Origin of the sequence: Variovorax sp. WDL1 (genome assembly GCF_001541225.1) — a bacterium.
Classification (GTDB): Bacteria; Pseudomonadota; Gammaproteobacteria; order Burkholderiales; family Burkholderiaceae_C; genus Variovorax.
Genome location: NZ_LMTS01000285.1, coordinates 9,541 through 24,500, shown reverse-complemented (window position 1 = coordinate 24,500; position 14,960 = coordinate 9,541). Strand labels below are relative to the sequence as shown.

13 protein-coding genes are annotated in these 14,960 nt (G+C 68.5%); 10 read left to right on the top strand and 3 right to left on the bottom strand.

Annotated elements, in window-relative coordinates; all coding sequences use genetic code 11:
* The 5 genes from APY03_RS44960 to APY03_RS34310 all read left to right on the top strand — a co-directional run.
* Positions 1–219: FAD:protein FMN transferase (locus APY03_RS44960; protein ID WP_232324519.1), on the top strand; the 219-nt coding region annotated here is incomplete at its 5' end.
* A complete protein-coding gene (locus tag APY03_RS34325; protein ID WP_068684416.1) occupies positions 219–1,601 on the top strand; it encodes a sulfite reductase subunit alpha in 1,383 nt (460 codons plus the stop codon). The genes APY03_RS44960 and APY03_RS34325, both read left to right, overlap by 1 nt.
* Positions 1,602–1,836: 235 nt before the next feature.
* Entirely contained in the window at positions 1,837–4,137 is a 2,301-nt protein-coding gene (locus tag APY03_RS34320; RefSeq protein WP_068684402.1) for a catecholate siderophore receptor Fiu, read from the top strand.
* A gap of 111 nt (positions 4,138–4,248) precedes the next feature.
* The gene (locus APY03_RS34315; protein WP_068684400.1) at positions 4,249–4,929 is read left to right on the top strand and encodes a Fe2+-dependent dioxygenase; all 681 of its coding nucleotides are present in this window, start codon (positions 4,249–4,251) and stop codon (positions 4,927–4,929) included.
* Between the two features lie 682 nt (positions 4,930–5,611).
* Positions 5,612–6,589, top strand: a complete 978-nt coding sequence (locus APY03_RS34310; protein WP_162487172.1) for an alpha/beta hydrolase — start codon at positions 5,612–5,614, stop codon at positions 6,587–6,589.
* A gap of 15 nt (positions 6,590–6,604) precedes the next feature.
* Here APY03_RS34310 and APY03_RS34305 read toward each other — a convergent pair whose 3' ends face one another.
* Both APY03_RS34305 and APY03_RS34300 read right to left on the bottom strand, forming a co-directional pair.
* Positions 6,605–8,329, bottom strand: a complete 1,725-nt coding sequence (locus tag APY03_RS34305) for an N-acyl-D-amino-acid deacylase family protein (RefSeq protein ID WP_068684398.1) — start codon at positions 8,327–8,329, stop codon at positions 6,605–6,607.
* A gap of 19 nt (positions 8,330–8,348) precedes the next feature.
* A complete protein-coding gene (locus APY03_RS34300) occupies positions 8,349–9,350 on the bottom strand; it encodes a Bug family tripartite tricarboxylate transporter substrate binding protein (RefSeq protein WP_068684396.1) in 1,002 nt (333 codons plus the stop codon).
* Between the two features lie 180 nt (positions 9,351–9,530).
* Between APY03_RS34300 and APY03_RS34295 the strand changes: the two genes are divergently transcribed.
* From APY03_RS34295 to APY03_RS34280, 4 genes are all read left to right on the top strand, one after another.
* Complete coding sequence (locus APY03_RS34295) at positions 9,531–10,589, top strand: LacI family DNA-binding transcriptional regulator (protein WP_232324518.1); 1,059 nt, start codon at positions 9,531–9,533, stop codon at positions 10,587–10,589.
* Between the two features lie 38 nt (positions 10,590–10,627).
* Positions 10,628–11,419, top strand: a complete 792-nt coding sequence (locus tag APY03_RS34290; protein ID WP_197913170.1) for a DUF3750 domain-containing protein — start codon at positions 10,628–10,630, stop codon at positions 11,417–11,419.
* A 64-nt stretch (positions 11,420–11,483) separates the two neighbouring features.
* Positions 11,484–11,900 (top strand): MarR family winged helix-turn-helix transcriptional regulator, encoded by a 417-nt coding sequence (locus tag APY03_RS34285; protein ID WP_068684394.1) that lies wholly within the window; start codon positions 11,484–11,486, stop codon positions 11,898–11,900.
* 251 nt (positions 11,901–12,151) lie between these two features.
* Entirely contained in the window at positions 12,152–12,469 is a 318-nt protein-coding gene (locus tag APY03_RS34280; protein ID WP_068684392.1) for a hypothetical protein, read from the top strand.
* 93 nt (positions 12,470–12,562) lie between these two features.
* Here the strand turns inward: APY03_RS34280 and APY03_RS34275 are convergent, their stop codons facing one another.
* On the bottom strand, positions 12,563–13,972 hold the full coding sequence (locus tag APY03_RS34275) for an FAD-dependent oxidoreductase (RefSeq protein WP_068684390.1): 1,410 nt from the start codon (positions 13,970–13,972) through the stop codon (positions 12,563–12,565).
* Between the two features lie 128 nt (positions 13,973–14,100).
* On the opposite strand from APY03_RS34275, the gene APY03_RS34270 reads away from it, so the two are divergent.
* A partial coding sequence (locus APY03_RS34270; RefSeq protein WP_269747414.1) for an AfsR/SARP family transcriptional regulator occupies positions 14,101–14,960 on the top strand: 860 nt, incomplete at its 3' end.

Genomic DNA, 14,960 nt, shown 5'->3' with positions numbered 1-14,960 from the left:
AACGGCCAGCCGGTAGGGGCGGCACTGGCAGGCGTCACCGTGCTGCACGCGCAGTGCATGCAGGCCGACGCGCTGGCCACCGTGCTCACGGTGCTCGGGCCAAACGAAGGGATGCGCTTTGCCGATGCCCACGGCATCGCCGCGCTGTTCAGCGTGCGCGGCGCCGAAGGGCTCGAGTGGCGCGAAAGCGCCGCCTGGAAGAAGGCACGCCCCGACTGATGGACGACAGTTGGCGTCAGCTCGCCGCGACGGCATCGGTCCTCGCCTACGGTGCATTGTGTGCGGCCATCTGGCAGCGCGAGCGCCGGCGCGCGCAGGCGCTGGTGGCCGACGCCGCCTCGCTCGCCGCCGCCGGGGAACCGATGCTGGTGCTGCACGCCACGCAGACGGGCCAGGCCGAGGCCATCGCCTGGCAGACCGCGCGCTGGCTGCATGCGGGAGGTGCGGCCGTGCGCGTGATGTCGCTCAACGAACTGGACCTCGCGACCCTCCAGGCCGCCCCCCGCGCACTGTTCGTGGCCAGCACCTACGGCGAGGGCGATGCGCCCGATGGCGCCAGCGCCTTCGTCGAACGGATCATGGAAGCGCGCGCGCAGTTGCCGGGCCTGCGCTATGCGCTGCTCGCGCTGGGCGACCGCCAGTACGCGCACTTCTGCGGCTTCGGGCGCCGCCTCGATGGCTGGCTGCGCGACAGCGGCGCCGTGCCGGCCTTCGCGCGAATCGACGTCGACAACGGCGACGACACCGCGATGGCGCTCTGGCGCGAACAGTGGCAGGGGCAGGGCGAGGGCGAGGGCGCCGGCAACCCGAGCGAAGCGGCTCCCGGCGATGCCTTCCGGCCATGGCGGCTGGTGGCGCGCAGGCAGCTCAACGCAGGCAGCGCCGGCGCGCCGGTCTTCCATCTGGCCTTTGCACCGTCGAGCGGCGCGCTGCCGCACTGGGCCTCGGGCGACCTGGCGCAGATCCGGCTGGCTTCCGACCCGCAGCGCCCGCGCGACTACTCGATCGCCTCGATCCCGGCCGATGGCGAACTGCAACTGCTGGTTCGCCAGGAGCAGCACCCCGACGGCACGCTCGGCGCCGCGTCCGGCCTGCTCACGGCGGACCTCGCGCCGGGCGATGCCGTGCCGCTGCGCCTGCGCCCGCACGGCAACTTCCGCCTGAACGGCAACGCCGATCGACCGCTCGTCCTGATCGGCAACGGCACCGGCCTGGCGGGCCTTCGCAGCCATCTGCGCGAGCGCGTCGCCCGCGGCCTGCACGACAACTGGCTCGTGTTCGGCGAGCGCAGCGCGCAGCACGACTTCCTGTACCGCGACGAACTCGAAGGCTGGGTCGCCGCCGGAGCGCTCGCCCGCCTCGACATGATGTTCTCGCGCGACGAGGAGTCGCGCCACGGCGAGCGGCGCTACGTGCAGCACCGCCTGTTCCACGCCGCGGACGAGCTGCGCGCCTGGGTCGATCGCGGCGCCGCGCTCTACGTGTGCGGCAGCCTGCAGGGCATGGCCTCCGGCGTGGACACCGCGCTGCGGCAGATCCTCGGCCGCGACCGCCTGCACGAGATTGCCGCTGCCGGACGCTACCGGCGCGACGTCTACTGATCGCCGCATTCGGGCATCTCGGACGTTGCGACCAGGCAACGTATCGCGGACGAAGTTTGTTGCGGATGTGAACAACGCGTGAACTTTGTTATTGATAGTCGTTATCATTTGCGTCGCATTCGCCGGGCACCCCGGCGAATGAACTCAGCCAGCCAATCCCCCGCACTGCCCAGGTGCGCCGCGAGGACCCGCCAGTGAAGTTCCCACCCGATTTCAATCCTGGAGGAATCCTTTCATGGCGTATATCAAGAGCCGCAAGCACACAGTCGCGCGCGGCCTTCCCCCCTTTGGCACGGCCGCCGCGGCTGCCACGTTGATGGCGTTTGCCTTGCCTGCCTCCGCGCAGACCGCGGCCGGCTCGACTTCCACCCTGCGCGAGGTGAAGGTCGAAGCGACCGCAGACACCTTCAAGGCCGACCGCGTTTCATCTCCCAAGTTCAGCGAACCCCTGGTCGACACGCCGCAGACCGTCACCGTCATCAAGAAGGAAGTGCTGCAGGAGCAGGGCGCCGCCACCTTGACGGAAGCGCTGCGCAACACCCCCGGCGTCACCTTCCAGATGGGCGAGAACGGCAACACGAGCACGGGCGACGCGGTCTTCCTGCGCGGCTTCGACACTTCCGGCAGCGTCTTCATCGACGGCGCGCGCGACATCGGCACCGTGACCCGCGACATGTTCAACGTCGAGGCGGTTGAAGTCGTCAAGGGCCCCGCCAGCGCCGATATCGGCCGCACTGCGCCCACGGGGTATATCAACCTCGTCAGCAAGGTGCCGCTGGCGGAGAACTTCTTCGCCGGCAGCGTCGGCATCGGCAGCGGCGACTACAAGCGCGTCACCGGCGACATCAACCGCGTGCTCAACGAGACCGGCTCCATGGCCTTCCGGCTGAACGTGATGAAGCAGGACAGCGGCGTCGTCGGCCGCGACTACGTGGAGAACAAGGGCTGGGGCGTTGCGCCCTCCATCGCCTTCGGCCTGAACACGCCCACCCGCGTGATCCTGCAGTACCAGCATATCGACCAGCGGAACCGCCCCGACGGCGGCCTGCCGACCGTCGGCCTCGATGGCTTCTATCTGTCGCAGCTTTCGGCACGCGGCGGCAACGGGCCGCAGGCCGACACCCGCAACTACTACGGCTTGCTCTCGGACCACGACAACGTGAAGGCCGACATGTTCACCGCGCGCGTCGATCACGACTTCGGCAACGGCTTCAAGCTGCGCAACCTCACGCGCTGGGGCAAGACCGACCAGGACCTCGTGCTCACCGCCCCCTTCAGCAATGGCCTGCTCACGCCCAACATCTTCAACCCGCTGACCTGGTCCACCCGCGTGTTGCCGCAAGGCAAGCTCCAGCGCAACGAGATCCTGACCAACCAGACCAACCTCAGCGCCGAGCTGGCGACGGGGTCAGTCAAGCACACCCTCAACGCCGGCATCGAGCTCACGCGCGAAGAGCAGGACAACGGCACGATGGCCGCCCTCATCAATGCGACCAATGGCCAGCTGGTGGGCGGCTCCTACCTGGCCTACAACAGCTTGTACCTGCCGAACATCTACCGGCCGTTCGTGCCCGTGCTGCCGAACGGCGCATCGGTGGCGGGCAAGACCTCCACCGCCGCGGCCTACGTGTTCGACACCATGAAGTTCAACGAGCAATGGCTGCTGACCGGCGGCCTGCGGTTCGAGCACTACCGCACCCACTACTTCAGCCTCGGTGCGCCGGCCACCGTGGGCGGTGCGCAGACAGCCATGACGCAGGAAAAATCGGACAACCTCGTCACCGGCAAGATCGGCCTCGTCTACAAGCCCGCGCCCAACGGCAGCATCTATGCCGCCTACGCCACCGGCGCACAGCCGCCCGGCGGCAACTTCGCCTTCCAGACCACGGCCACCACCAACATCAACAACCTGAACCTCGACCCGCAGAAGTCCAAGACGGCGGAGATCGGCACCAAGTGGGATGTGCTGGACGGCCGCCTGGCCCTGGCGGGTGCGCTCTTCCGCACCACCAACGAGAACGAGCAGGTCCAGGTCGACACCTTCGGCAACTTCGAGCAGTACGGCAAGACCCGTGTCCAGGGCGTCGAGCTGAGCGCGGTGGGCCAGATCACGCCGGCCTGGCAGCTGATCGCCGGCCTCGCCCACATCGAGACCGAGATCCTCGAAGGCTCGCGCACCAGCGCCACCCAGCAGGGCGCGCAGGTCCGCTACTCGCCCAAGCTCACCGCCACGCTGTGGACCAGCTACAAGTTCCAGAACGGCCTCACCATCGGCGGCGGCGCGCGCTACGTGGCAACGCAACAGCGCTCGACCAGCAACGCGGCCGCCACGCCGACCTCGTTCTTCCCGGAGATTCCCAGCTACGCCGTGTTCGACGCCATGATCGGCTATGAGATCAACAAGAACGTTTCCGTGCAGCTCAACCTGTACAACCTGACCGACAAGTTCTACCTGGCGCGCGTCAACAATGCCGGCAACCGCCTGGTGCTCGGAACGCCGCGCTCGGCGCTGCTGTCGGCCAACTTCAGGTTCTGATCGCCGCGCCACGTCGCACCCACGTCACGTCACGCCGCGCCACACCGCGGCGCGACACTCGGAGCCCCGGCTGCAAGGCCGGGGTTCTTCCCTTTTTTGGAGACCCTCCAGATGATGTTGCATGTTCCCGGCGTCCTCGCTCCCGAGCGGGTGCGCGAGATGCGCGCCGCACTGGACGCCGCGGACTGGGTGGACGGCCGGGAGACGGTGGGCCCCCAGGGCGCACGCGTCAAGCAGAACCGCCAGTTGCCGGAGCTCTCGCCCGTCGGCCGCGAACTCGGCCAGGCCATCCTTGCCGCGCTGTCGAAGAACCCGCTCTTCTTCTCGGCCGCCTTGCCGCTGCGCTTCGTGCCGCCGCTCTTCAACCGCTACGAGGGCGGCGAGAACTACGGGCTGCACATCGACGGCTCCGTTCGCTCGGTGCCGGTGAGCAACATCCAGCTGCGCACCGATCTTTCATGCACGCTCTTCCTGTGCGAACCCGAGGAGTACGACGGCGGCGACCTCGAGGTGGTCGACACCTACGGCACGCACGAGGTCAAGCTGCCCGCCGGCGACCTCATCCTCTACCCGTCGAGCAGCCTGCACCGCGTGCACCCGGTGACCCGCGGGGCGCGCGTGTGCTCGTTCTTCTGGGTGCAGAGCATGGTGCGCGACGACCGGCAGCGCGCCATGCTGTTCGAGCTGGACCAGGCGATACAGAAGCTGCGTGCCAGGGTGGGGGACTGCGAGGAGACGGTGTCGCTGACGGGGCACTATCACAACCTGCTCCGGATGTGGGCGGAGGTTTGAAATGCGCGCTGGGCTGGAATGACGGCTCGGGGCTCGATCCCGATCCTCCGGGTTGGCTCGCGGGCATGCTCGTTGTCTGGGGTGAAAAGAAGGGACCAGCGTTTGCGGCCCCACTGTTTTAGGTCGCTACTCCTGCTCGCCGTGCAAAGCCCTCCACAGTGGGGATTGCTGCAGGGAAAAGGAAGTGCTATCACTGCGGGATACCGCGGCGGTGAGGAGAAACAGTATGAGGTTCTTTCACGGGCTCTGGACTGGTCCTCAGTGTGGTGGTATCGCGGCATTGCTTCTGACGGGAGTGCTCACCGGATGTGCCACAACAGCCGAACTTGACAGGGTTGCCGACATGGCGTCAACGGATCCACCGCCTGCCGCGACCATTCCACCGGCAACTGTGCCGCCGAAGCTTGCTCTGCCCCAGCCCGATCCTGCCCATTCAGCGGGAAGCGATGCGCCGCTCCCGGCTCCCGATGTTTCCGGTCCGATGGAGTCGGAATCCGCGGTAATCCCGGGAGCAGGCGGTGGCGGGAGGGGCGGTGGGGCAGGGGGCGGCCGGCTCGCAGGCATCCTGGGTGGCAGGAGTGTCGGCGCTGTAGCTGGGATGCATCGTTCGTACCGGGAAACGGGTCAACCGACGTCACTCCAGCCCGGTGAGCTACCACAGCTCAAGCCAGGACCCGACATCGTGAGGCTGCTGTTTGGCACCAATCGCAAAGCAAGTGACGACACGCGTGGCGCGCTTCGCAATAGCTTTTCGAGCGCACTGAGGGAGAACATGGCATTCGGTTACGTCGATGTCTCTGTTCCGCCGACTCACAAAATTGGCGAGATCGAGCGGCCGAAGCTCTGGAAGCTGGAGTTTGCGGAAGAGCCGACTGAGCACATGATGATCCGTGACATTGCCCTGGTCGACAGTACAAGGTTCGCGGACCTGATCAACGAGTATCGCGGTCCCGATGGGAGAAAGCCTACCGTCTTGTTTGTTCACGGGTACAACGTTTCGTTTGATGATGCGGCGTTGAGGACGGCGCAGATTGCCTATGACTTGCGCATAGACAGTGTCCCCGCGTTCTTTTCCTGGGCGTCCCGTGCTGATCCTTCTCAGTACATGCAGGATGAGAATACTGCGCTCCAGAGCATTCCAGACTTCAAGAAGTTTCTGAGACTGTTCGCGCTGAATTCGTCGGACAGAATCTTCTTGGTGGCGCACAGCATGGGCTCTCGCATCGTCACCCAGGCGCTCACGGAAATGATTCAGGCAGAGCCGGCGATCACGACCAGGGTCGTCCAGCTGGTCCTGGCTGCCCCCGACCTCGACGCAACCGTCTTCAGGGAGCAGATAGTTCCTGCCATCGCGGGCCAAAGGATTCCGCTCACACTGTACGCATCAAGTCGAGACAAGACGCTCCAGATCTCGTCAAGGATTCATGGATGCTGCCGTGCTGGCTTGGGTGGCGACCGAATCGTCATTGCGGAGGGTGTTGAGTCGATCGACGCCACATCCATCGACACGAGCTTCTTGGGCCATTCCTACTTCGCGGAGACACGGCCGTTGCTGACCGATCTGAACTTGCTGTTGGCCCAAGGTCTGCGCGCAGCATCTCGCCCACTTCTGGGGCCGCGCCCGGCTGGGCGACCGACCCACTATTACTTCCGGCAGTGAAGGCAGGGGGCGTGGCTACGCCAGCGCCTGCGGCCCCCGTATCAGCCCGCCCGGCAACGCACCCGTGGCCTGGCCGTTCTCCATGATCGTCTCGCCGCGCTTCAGCGTCGCGAGATAACCCTCGGCGGTCTGCACGAGCCGCCGCCCGCCTGCCGGCAGGTCGAAGGCCACATAGGGCGGGGGCAGGCGCAGGCGGTCGAAGTCGATGATGTTGATGTCTGCCAGGTAGCCCGGGGCGAGCAGCCCGCGGTCTCGCAGGCCGTAGATGGCCGCCGTGTCGCGGGTCTGGCGCTGGACCATCAGTTCGAGCGGAAGCGTCGGGCCGCGGCGACGGTCGCGCGCCCAGTGCGCGAGCATGTAGGTGGGCATGCTCACGTCGCAGATGTAGCCGCAGTGCGCGCCGCCATCGGCCAGGCTCATCATCGTGCGCGGATGCTGCAGCTGCGTGTGCAGCTGGCTCAGGTTGTTGTAGGCGTAGTTGAAGCTGGGGAAGTAGATGATCCCGCGGCCCTCGTCGGCCATGAGCATGTCGTACGCCACATCGAGCGGCACGCGGCCCTCGCGTTCGGCAATGGCGGCGATGCTGCACTCCGGAGGCGGTTCGTAGTCGGGCTCGCTGCCGAGCGCGTACATCTTGTGGAAGCTCTGGGTCAGGTAGGCGAGGCGGGTGTCGTACTTCGCCGCACCCATCAGCGTCTCTATGTCGGTGAGCTGCGCGCGCACCTGCGGGTCGCGCAGGCGGGCCAGCTTCTCGGGCCATGGCAGCGGCGCGATCTGCTGCCACAGCGGATGCGACATGAATGGATGCGTGGACCCCAGCCAGGCCATCAGGATGCCGGCCGGCCGCCCGGCCACCGCGCCATAGAGCGGAATGCCGGCCTTGTGCGTTTCGTCCAGGGTCGCCAGCAGCCGGGCCCAGGTGTCGGGCGTCTGGTCGGTCTGCACCAGCGCGAAGGCCACGGGCAGGCGGTTTTCGCGCGCCACTTCGGTGAGCCAGGGCACCTCCGTCTCCATCTGGTAATGGTTGGAGGTCATCTGGAACACGCCGTGCCCCACTTCGCCCAGCGTGCGCGCCAGGCCCAGGATCTCGTCGGGCGATGCGAAGGTGCCCGGCGGGTACTTGCGGCCGTCGTACTTGTGGATGATGGTGCGGCTGGTCGACAGGCCCAGCGCACCGGCGCGCAGGCCTTCGCGCGCAAGCTCCACCATCGCGCGGATGTCGTCCTGCGTCGCCTCGTCGTGCGTCACGCCTCGCTCGCCCATCACGTAGGCGCGCAGCGCCGAATGCGGGATCTGGGCGCCCACATCGAGCGCGCGCGGCATGCGCGCCAGCGTGTCGAGGTACTCGGGGAAGCTCTCCCAGTCCCAGCGGATGCCTTCGGCCAGCACCGTGCCGGGGATGTCCTCAACACCTTCCATGACGCTGATCAGCCACTCGCGCCGATCGGGCTTGACGGGTGCGAAGCCGACGCCACAGTTTCCCATCACCACGCTGGTCACGCCGTGGTCGGTCGAGGGGCTGAGGTAAGGGTCCCAGGTGGCCTGGCCGTCGAAGTGCGTGTGCACGTCGACCCAGCCGGGCGTCACGATGGCGCCGTCTGCATCGATGGTGCGCCTGGCCGGGCCCAGCTTGTCGCCGATCTCGGCAATGCGGCCGCCGGCAATGCCGATGTCGGCCTGGCGGCGCGGCGCGCCGCTGCCGTCGACAAGGGTTCCGCCGCGGATGAGGGTATCGAACATGGGAGTCGGTCTCCTTCTTTCAGTCGAGCTTGATCTTGGCGCTGCGGATGACCTCGCCCCACCGCTCGCTGTCGCTCTTCACGATGGCGGCGAACTCGGGGCCGCTCACGCCCGAAGGCTCGTTGCCCTGGGCCTCGATGAGCTTGAGCATCTCGGGCATGCGCGCCACCTTGGCAAGCAGCGACGCCACCTTGTTCGCGAGCGCGGGGTCCATCTGGCCCGGGCCGAAGATCGCTTGCCAGCCCACGATGTCCAGTCCCTTCACGCCCTGCTCGGCAATGGTGGGCAGGTCGGGCAAGACCGGCACGCGCGCCGGCGTGGCAGCGCCGATGCCCTTGGCCTTGCCGGCCTTGATCAGTGCAACGGCGCTCGCGGTGCCGTCGAAGTACAGATGCACGTCCCCCGCGACCAGGGCACGCGAGGCATCGGCCGTGCCCTTGTAGGGCACGTGGACCATGCGCGTCCCCGTGCGCATCTGCAGCAGTTCGCCGTTGAGGTGCGAGGTGGAGCCCGCGGAGTAGGAGGCGAAGTTCAGCTTGCCCGGATTTGCGCGCGCATAGGCCACCAGTTCCTGCACGTTGTTGACCGGGGCGGCCGGGTTCGCGATCAGCACCGTCGCCGACTTCACCATCTGCGCCAGCGGCGTGAAGTCGCGCACCGGGTCGTACGGCAGCTTCGCGTACAGGTGCGGGTTCTGCGTGTGCGTGATGACGATCGTGTAGAGCAGCGTATGGCCGTCGGCCGGCGCGCGTGCCACCTCCTGCGCGCCGATGAAGGTGCCGGCGCCCGGCTTGTTGTCCACGATCACCGGGTGTCCGCCGAGCTCGTCGCCCATCAGCTTGGCGATCACGCGCGCGGTCGTGTCGGAGCCGGAGCCGGCGGGGAACGGCACGATGATGCGGATCGGCTTGCCGGCGATCGGCCAGGCCGGCTGGGCCAGGGCCGGCAACGCGAGGGCGGCGCCGGCGGCGAGCGCGCCTTGCAGCAGCAGCCGACGTGAGGAAGGGGAAGTGGTCTTCATGCGGTGTCTCCAGGAATCGGGCCCCGAAAAGCGTGACCCGGCGCGCTATGCAAGCGCTTGCATTGAGCTTACGATGCCGAGGCTTGGCGTGTCCACTAGGGGATTTCCCTTGCAATTCACAGAAAACTGGCGCGAAAGCGGCGTTCAAAATGCAAGCGCTTGCAACTACGTATGATCGCCATGACCCCGCACGCCATGTCGAACTCACTCCGCCCATCGTCCCGCACCCTTGGACCGAGCGCCCGCTCGGCCTCGCTTGTCGACGTGGCGGCGCTCGCGGGCGTGTCCACGGGCACCGTCTCCCGCGCGCTGTCCAAGCCCGAGATGATCAGCGAGGCCACCCGGGCCCGCGTGATGGCGGCGGCCGACCGGCTCGGCTACGTGGTGAACGGCGCAGCGCGCGCCCTCGCGATGCGGCGCACGAAGACCATCGGTGCGGTCGTGCCGCGCTTCGGCAGTTCTTCCTTTCCGGCCATGATCCAGGCGCTGCAGGCCACGCTGGCTGAGCAGGGCTACACGCTGCTGCTGTCGGCACCGGAGGGCCGCGGCGAGCAGGAGCTGGGCATCCTGCGCGCGATGCTGGAGCGCGGCGTCGATGCGGTGGCGCTGCTGGGCACCGACCAGCCGCCGGCCATCCTGTCGATGCTCGCCGCCAATCGCACGCCCTTCGTGCAGATGTGGGCGCCGCCCGGCTCGGGCAGCGATGCCGTGGGCTTCGACGAGCACGCGGCCGGTGCGCAGGTCGTGGCCCACCTGGCCGCGCTCGGGCACAAGCGCATCGGCTTCGTCGGCGGCCACAGCAAGGACAGCGAGCGTGCCCGGCACCGCTTCGAGGGCGTGGCGCTGGCATTGGCGCGGCACGACATGGCGCTCGACGAGCACGCCATCATCGAGACGGAGTACGGCTTTGCGGAAGGCTTCGACGCCATGCGCGAGATCCTCGCGCGGCGCACGCCGGTGACCGCGATGGTCTTCGGCACCGACTACCTGGCAGCCGGCGCGCTGGCCGCGCTCGACCAGGGCGGCATCGCGGTGCCGCAGGCGCTTTCAGTCGCCAGCTTCAACGACAACGACTTCGCGGCCTACCTGCATCCGCCGCTGACCACCGTGCGCCTGCCCATCCGCGAGATCGGCGAGGCGGCAGGGCGGCTGCTGCTGGCGCGGCTCGCGGGCCAGCATTTCGAGCCGCCGCCATTGCACGTCGAGTTGATCGTGCGGGCGAGTACCGGGCCGGCCTGAACATCGCGCTCCGGCCGCTCTCCCCGCATACTCGCGACATGACCGACGCCTCTGCTTCGCCTCCCATCCGGAAGCGCTCGACGCGCCGGGTGCGTTGGCCGCTGATGTTCCTGGGCCTGCTCGCACTATTGATGCTCGGCCCGGTGGGGGTGCTGGCGTCCGGCAACCTGGACCTGGACACGCCTTGGTACATGATGAGTCGCGAGAGCACCCAACAGGCGCCTGACCCTGCGTCCGAACGCGGTGCGGTCGTGCAGGTCTACGGCGCTCGCATCGTGCGGTGGCGCGGCGCCTTCGGCATCCACCCCTGGATTGCGGTCAAGCGCGCCGGCGCGGAACGCTACACCACCTACCACATCGTCGGCTGGCGGGCCCGGCGCGGCGGTGATGCGCTGGTCACCAGCGAAGTCGACGATCCGAGCGTTCAATGGTTCGGTGCCAATCCCGAGCTGCTGGCCGACCATCGAGGTGCACGGGCAGAAGCCATGATCGACCAGATCGAATCTGCCGTTGCGGCCTACCCTTGGCGCTCGTCCTACCGCCTCTGGCCAGGCCCCAACAGCAACACATTCGTGGCCTGGGTGGCCCGGCAGGTGCCCGACCTGCGACTGGACCTGCCGCCCACCGCGATCGGCAAGGACTACCTCGGGTCGACCACCTTCATCGACCGCGCACCGAGCGGCACCGGGTGGCAACTGTCGCTGCTGGGCCTGGCGGGCGTGACGGTGGCACGCGACGAAGGCCTGGAACTGAATCTGCTCGGGCTGGGCTTCGGCATCGACGTGGACGACAGGGCCTTGCGGGTGCCGGGTTTTGGCCGGCTGCCTTGAGCTTGCGCCGCGAGGATCGCGGCCTATACTGCGTGTACCTACCCGTAGTTGGATGACCGGGACCATGCCTATCCGCTCCAAGTGTGCCTGCACGCGCGTGCGCCGCGCGGCGCGGGTTCTCACCAGCCTCTACGACGAGGCGCTGGCGACCACCGGGCTGACCATCGCCCAGTTCGCGCTCCTGCGGGCCGTCGGAAGGCTGGAGACTCCGAATGTGTCGGAGCTGGCCGAGGAAATGGCGCTGGAGCGTTCCACCCTGGGCCGCAATGTCCTGGTGCTGCAGCGCATGCGTCTGCTCGACGTCACCGAAGGTGACGACCTGCGGGCCAGGCGCATCACGATGACCACTCGCGCCCAGCGCCTGGTCAGTTCCTGCCTGCCGAAGTGGGAGCAGGCCCAACGCAAGGTGGAAGCGCGACTGGGCAAGGAGGGCGTGTCCACCCTGTTCGGTCTACTCGAGCGGCTCGAAGCGGTGACTTAGTCATGTTCCAGCCGACTCGTCTCCTCTCGATCGCATGCGGGTACTTGCCCGCTGTTGAAGGAACTTGCGCTGCGGACGCCGACGAGCCGCCCTGCCGGGCGATCGACGGTGTGCCGACGGTGCGCTTGAAATCGCGCTGAGGCAGCGAAGCAGCCAGGCCGAGCGCCGGCCTGTTCGAACATTCACCGCTGGTTGTCCTTGCCGCTCGCTCGAGCGGCTCGGGCGCGGCCGGCCCAACAACGGAGAAGTCCATGAACGCACCCCTTCGGGCGGTGGCGCTGCTGTGCCTCGCCTTGCCCCTCCACGTCGCTCACGGCCAGTCGTCGTCACCGGTCGACAAGCCTCATGCGCAGAACCTGACCACGGCGGAGCTCAAGCGTGTCTACCTCGCCTGCGATCTGGCCTCATCAAGAGCGCGGCTTGGAATGCGTGAGGCCATGCAGTGCTCGGCGGTCCAGGAGGAGCTCAAGCTGCGGGTATTCGGCGGCAACTTTGACCAGATGCTGGCCTGGTGGAGGGAGCAGCGCGGCGTCGCAGAGGGCCGCGCGACGATCAGTGCGAGTCCCTAGACAACCGCGCCAATGTCGACGCCGGGCGATGCCATCCTCCCCGGCACGCGCATCGGGCCCGGGCGGTGACCGGCGACGCACAGGTCTGGATGTTCATGGCGTCGTGCTCTCGTAGCTTCGGTCCAATGGGAGAGTCGCAGTCGCCGCGGCACGGGCACCGCTGCGCCAGACGCGCCACAGCACGCCGGGCGCGAACAGGCTCGCCGGCGTGGCCAGCAGATGCATCACCCGCACGAAGGCATGCGCTACCGCCGGATCGAAGGCCGCAGCCGCCTGCACACGGGCCACGTAGGCATTGATGTAGCGCAGCGGGAAGGGGCGCGGCCCCTGGACCTGCGGCAATGCCAGGTCGGCGCCCACTGCCAGCTGCCACGGCGTGTCGATGACCCGGGCGGCGGCCTTGAAGAAGCGGCGCGGGAGCGCGTCCAGCCCGCCCGCCAGCGCGTGGCGCAGCGCCAGCGCCTCGCACGCCGCGACCGTCATGCCCTGGCCGTAGACCGGGTTGAAGCTGGCGAGCGCATCGCCCATCACGAGGAAGCGCGCGGGCAGGAGGCGCAGCTGCTCGTAGTGCCGCCGCTGGCTGTGAGCGAAGCGGTAGCGCATGAGCGGGCCCATCAGCTCGCCATGCTCGGCCAGGGCGACGATCTCGGCGTGGCCGATGGCGCGCGCCCGTTGCGCCATCGCTTCGCGCGTGGCCTCCACGTGGTCCCCGGCATAGCCGCCGACGCCTGCCGCCCAGCGCGCCTGTCCGTCGGCATCGGGCTCCTGGGCCAGCAGGATCGACGGCCGGGGAAGACTGGCAGTAGCTGCGCCGATCACCCCCGCCAACGCCGGCCGAGGCGCGGCGGCTCGCCGGAAGTACGCGCTGGTGTAGGACAGATCGACGACGACGCGCTCCTCGGCCGGCGGCGCGTAGCCCCACGCCCGAAGCCACTGGGGGGCGCGCGAGGCGCGGCCGCTGCAGTCCACCACCAGCGTGGCGGCCATCGTCTCCGGCGCGGCGTGCTCACCGTCGCCGTGGCCGCGAAAGCGCACGCCAAGCACCCGGCCCGCCTCCTGCACCGGCTCCAGCACGTCGACGCCCTGCACGATGCGCACGCCCGCGATGGCGCGCACCCGCCGGCGCAGCTCGGCCTCGATGGCCAGCCGGCTTATCGCGATGCCGTCGACCCCGAGCGGCGCAAGGGCGAAGCGCCGTCCGCCGGCGTCGACGGCGACCTCGCTGCCGATGTCGCCGCGCAGGCCGCCCTGAGCCTGCAGTGCATCCGTGAAGCCGGGAAAGAGCTCCTCCAGCACCTGGCGTCCGCGCGCCAGCAGCCCGTGCGGCTGGAGCGCGTGCGGCGTTCCCTTGCGGGGGGCTGCGGCGTCCGGCAGCGCGTCGCGCTCGAGCAGCACTACTTCGGCGAAGTACTCGCGCAGGATGCGGGCAGCCAGCAGGCCGGCGATGCTGGCACCGATGACGACCGCCGAACCGGCGATCCTTTCAGGCGTCTGATGGTTCATGGTGTGTTCCCTTGTGGTGGCAGCCGGCTGGCGTTAAGGTGCCAGCCCGCCTGGGCACTGTGGCGGGCCCGCGTTTTTCGGGCGTTGAAGGAGCGTTGATGCGGCGTTAATGCAGCGGTGCGGCGTTGGTGCAGCGTTGGCGCGGCATCGGTGTGCGCAAGCGCCGGATCGCAGCGCCGTCGCCGCTGCTGTCACGAAAGGATGTCGTGAGGGGATTGCGGATCCTGCTGCTGGGGCGGCCACGCCTGGAACTGGACGGGCAGCCGCTCACGCGCCTCATCGCCCTGAAGCACCAGGCACTGGTCTATTACCTGGCGGTAAAGGGCGGCCCCGTGCCGCGGGCCGAGCTGGCGACGCTGCTATGGGAAACGCTCGACGAGGCCGCTGCGCGCGCCAACCTCCGTGTGGCGCTGACCCGCCTGCGGCGCTGGCTGCCGGAGTTGCTCGACATCGATGCGCACCAGGTTGGTTTTGCCCCCGGGGCGCCGCTGGCCATCGACCTGTGCGAGCTGCACGCCGCGCTGGACCCCTCGATGCCCCACGACGCGCGCGTGGCCGCCGCGCGCGCATGGCGCGGCCCGTTGCTGGACGGGATGACGTTGGATGACGCAGATGGCTTCGAGCGCTGGCTCGCGGCGACCCGCCAGCGCGCGTTGCGCGACGTCGTGGCGCTGCGCCACGCGCTGGCCGCCCATGCCCGCGGCGCCGGCCGCAGCGACGAGGCCCTGGCGCACCTTCGGGCCCTGCTGGAAATCGACGACGCCGACGAGCCCGCACACATGGCCCTGATGGAGTTGCTGGGTGCGGCCGGACAACGCACCGCCGCGCTCGCGCAGTACGAAGCCTGCCGCGCTGCGCTGGCGGAACGCCTTGGCGCGCGACCCTCGGCGGCGTGCTATGGCCTTTACGTGCAGATCCATGCCGATGCGCCGGCGCTGGTGGCGCCCGACATGCCGCGGCACGACGTCCCGCCGGTGCGGGTTCCGGC

What these genes read in the sequence shown, in the direction of transcription:
- APY03_RS34325 (WP_068684416.1), top strand. Translation starts at nt 219, where the DNA reads ATGGACGACAGTTGGCGTCAGCTCGCCGCGACGGCATCGGTCCTCGCC.
- APY03_RS34320 (WP_068684402.1), top strand. Translation starts at nt 1,837, where the DNA reads ATGGCGTATATCAAGAGCCGCAAGCACACAGTCGCGCGCGGCCTTCCC.
- APY03_RS34315 (WP_068684400.1), top strand. Translation starts at nt 4,249, where the DNA reads ATGATGTTGCATGTTCCCGGCGTCCTCGCTCCCGAGCGGGTGCGCGAG.
- APY03_RS34305 (WP_068684398.1), bottom strand. Translation starts at nt 8,329, where the DNA reads ATGTTCGATACCCTCATCCGCGGCGGAACCCTTGTCGACGGCAGCGGC.
- APY03_RS34300 (WP_068684396.1), bottom strand. Translation starts at nt 9,350, where the DNA reads ATGAAGACCACTTCCCCTTCCTCACGTCGGCTGCTGCTGCAAGGCGCG.
- APY03_RS34295 (WP_232324518.1), top strand. Translation starts at nt 9,531, where the DNA reads ATGACCCCGCACGCCATGTCGAACTCACTCCGCCCATCGTCCCGCACC.
- APY03_RS34290 (WP_197913170.1), top strand. Translation starts at nt 10,628, where the DNA reads ATGACCGACGCCTCTGCTTCGCCTCCCATCCGGAAGCGCTCGACGCGC.
- APY03_RS34285 (WP_068684394.1), top strand. Translation starts at nt 11,484, where the DNA reads ATGCCTATCCGCTCCAAGTGTGCCTGCACGCGCGTGCGCCGCGCGGCG.
- APY03_RS34280 (WP_068684392.1), top strand. Translation starts at nt 12,152, where the DNA reads ATGAACGCACCCCTTCGGGCGGTGGCGCTGCTGTGCCTCGCCTTGCCC.
- APY03_RS34275 (WP_068684390.1), bottom strand. Translation starts at nt 13,972, where the DNA reads ATGAACCATCAGACGCCTGAAAGGATCGCCGGTTCGGCGGTCGTCATC.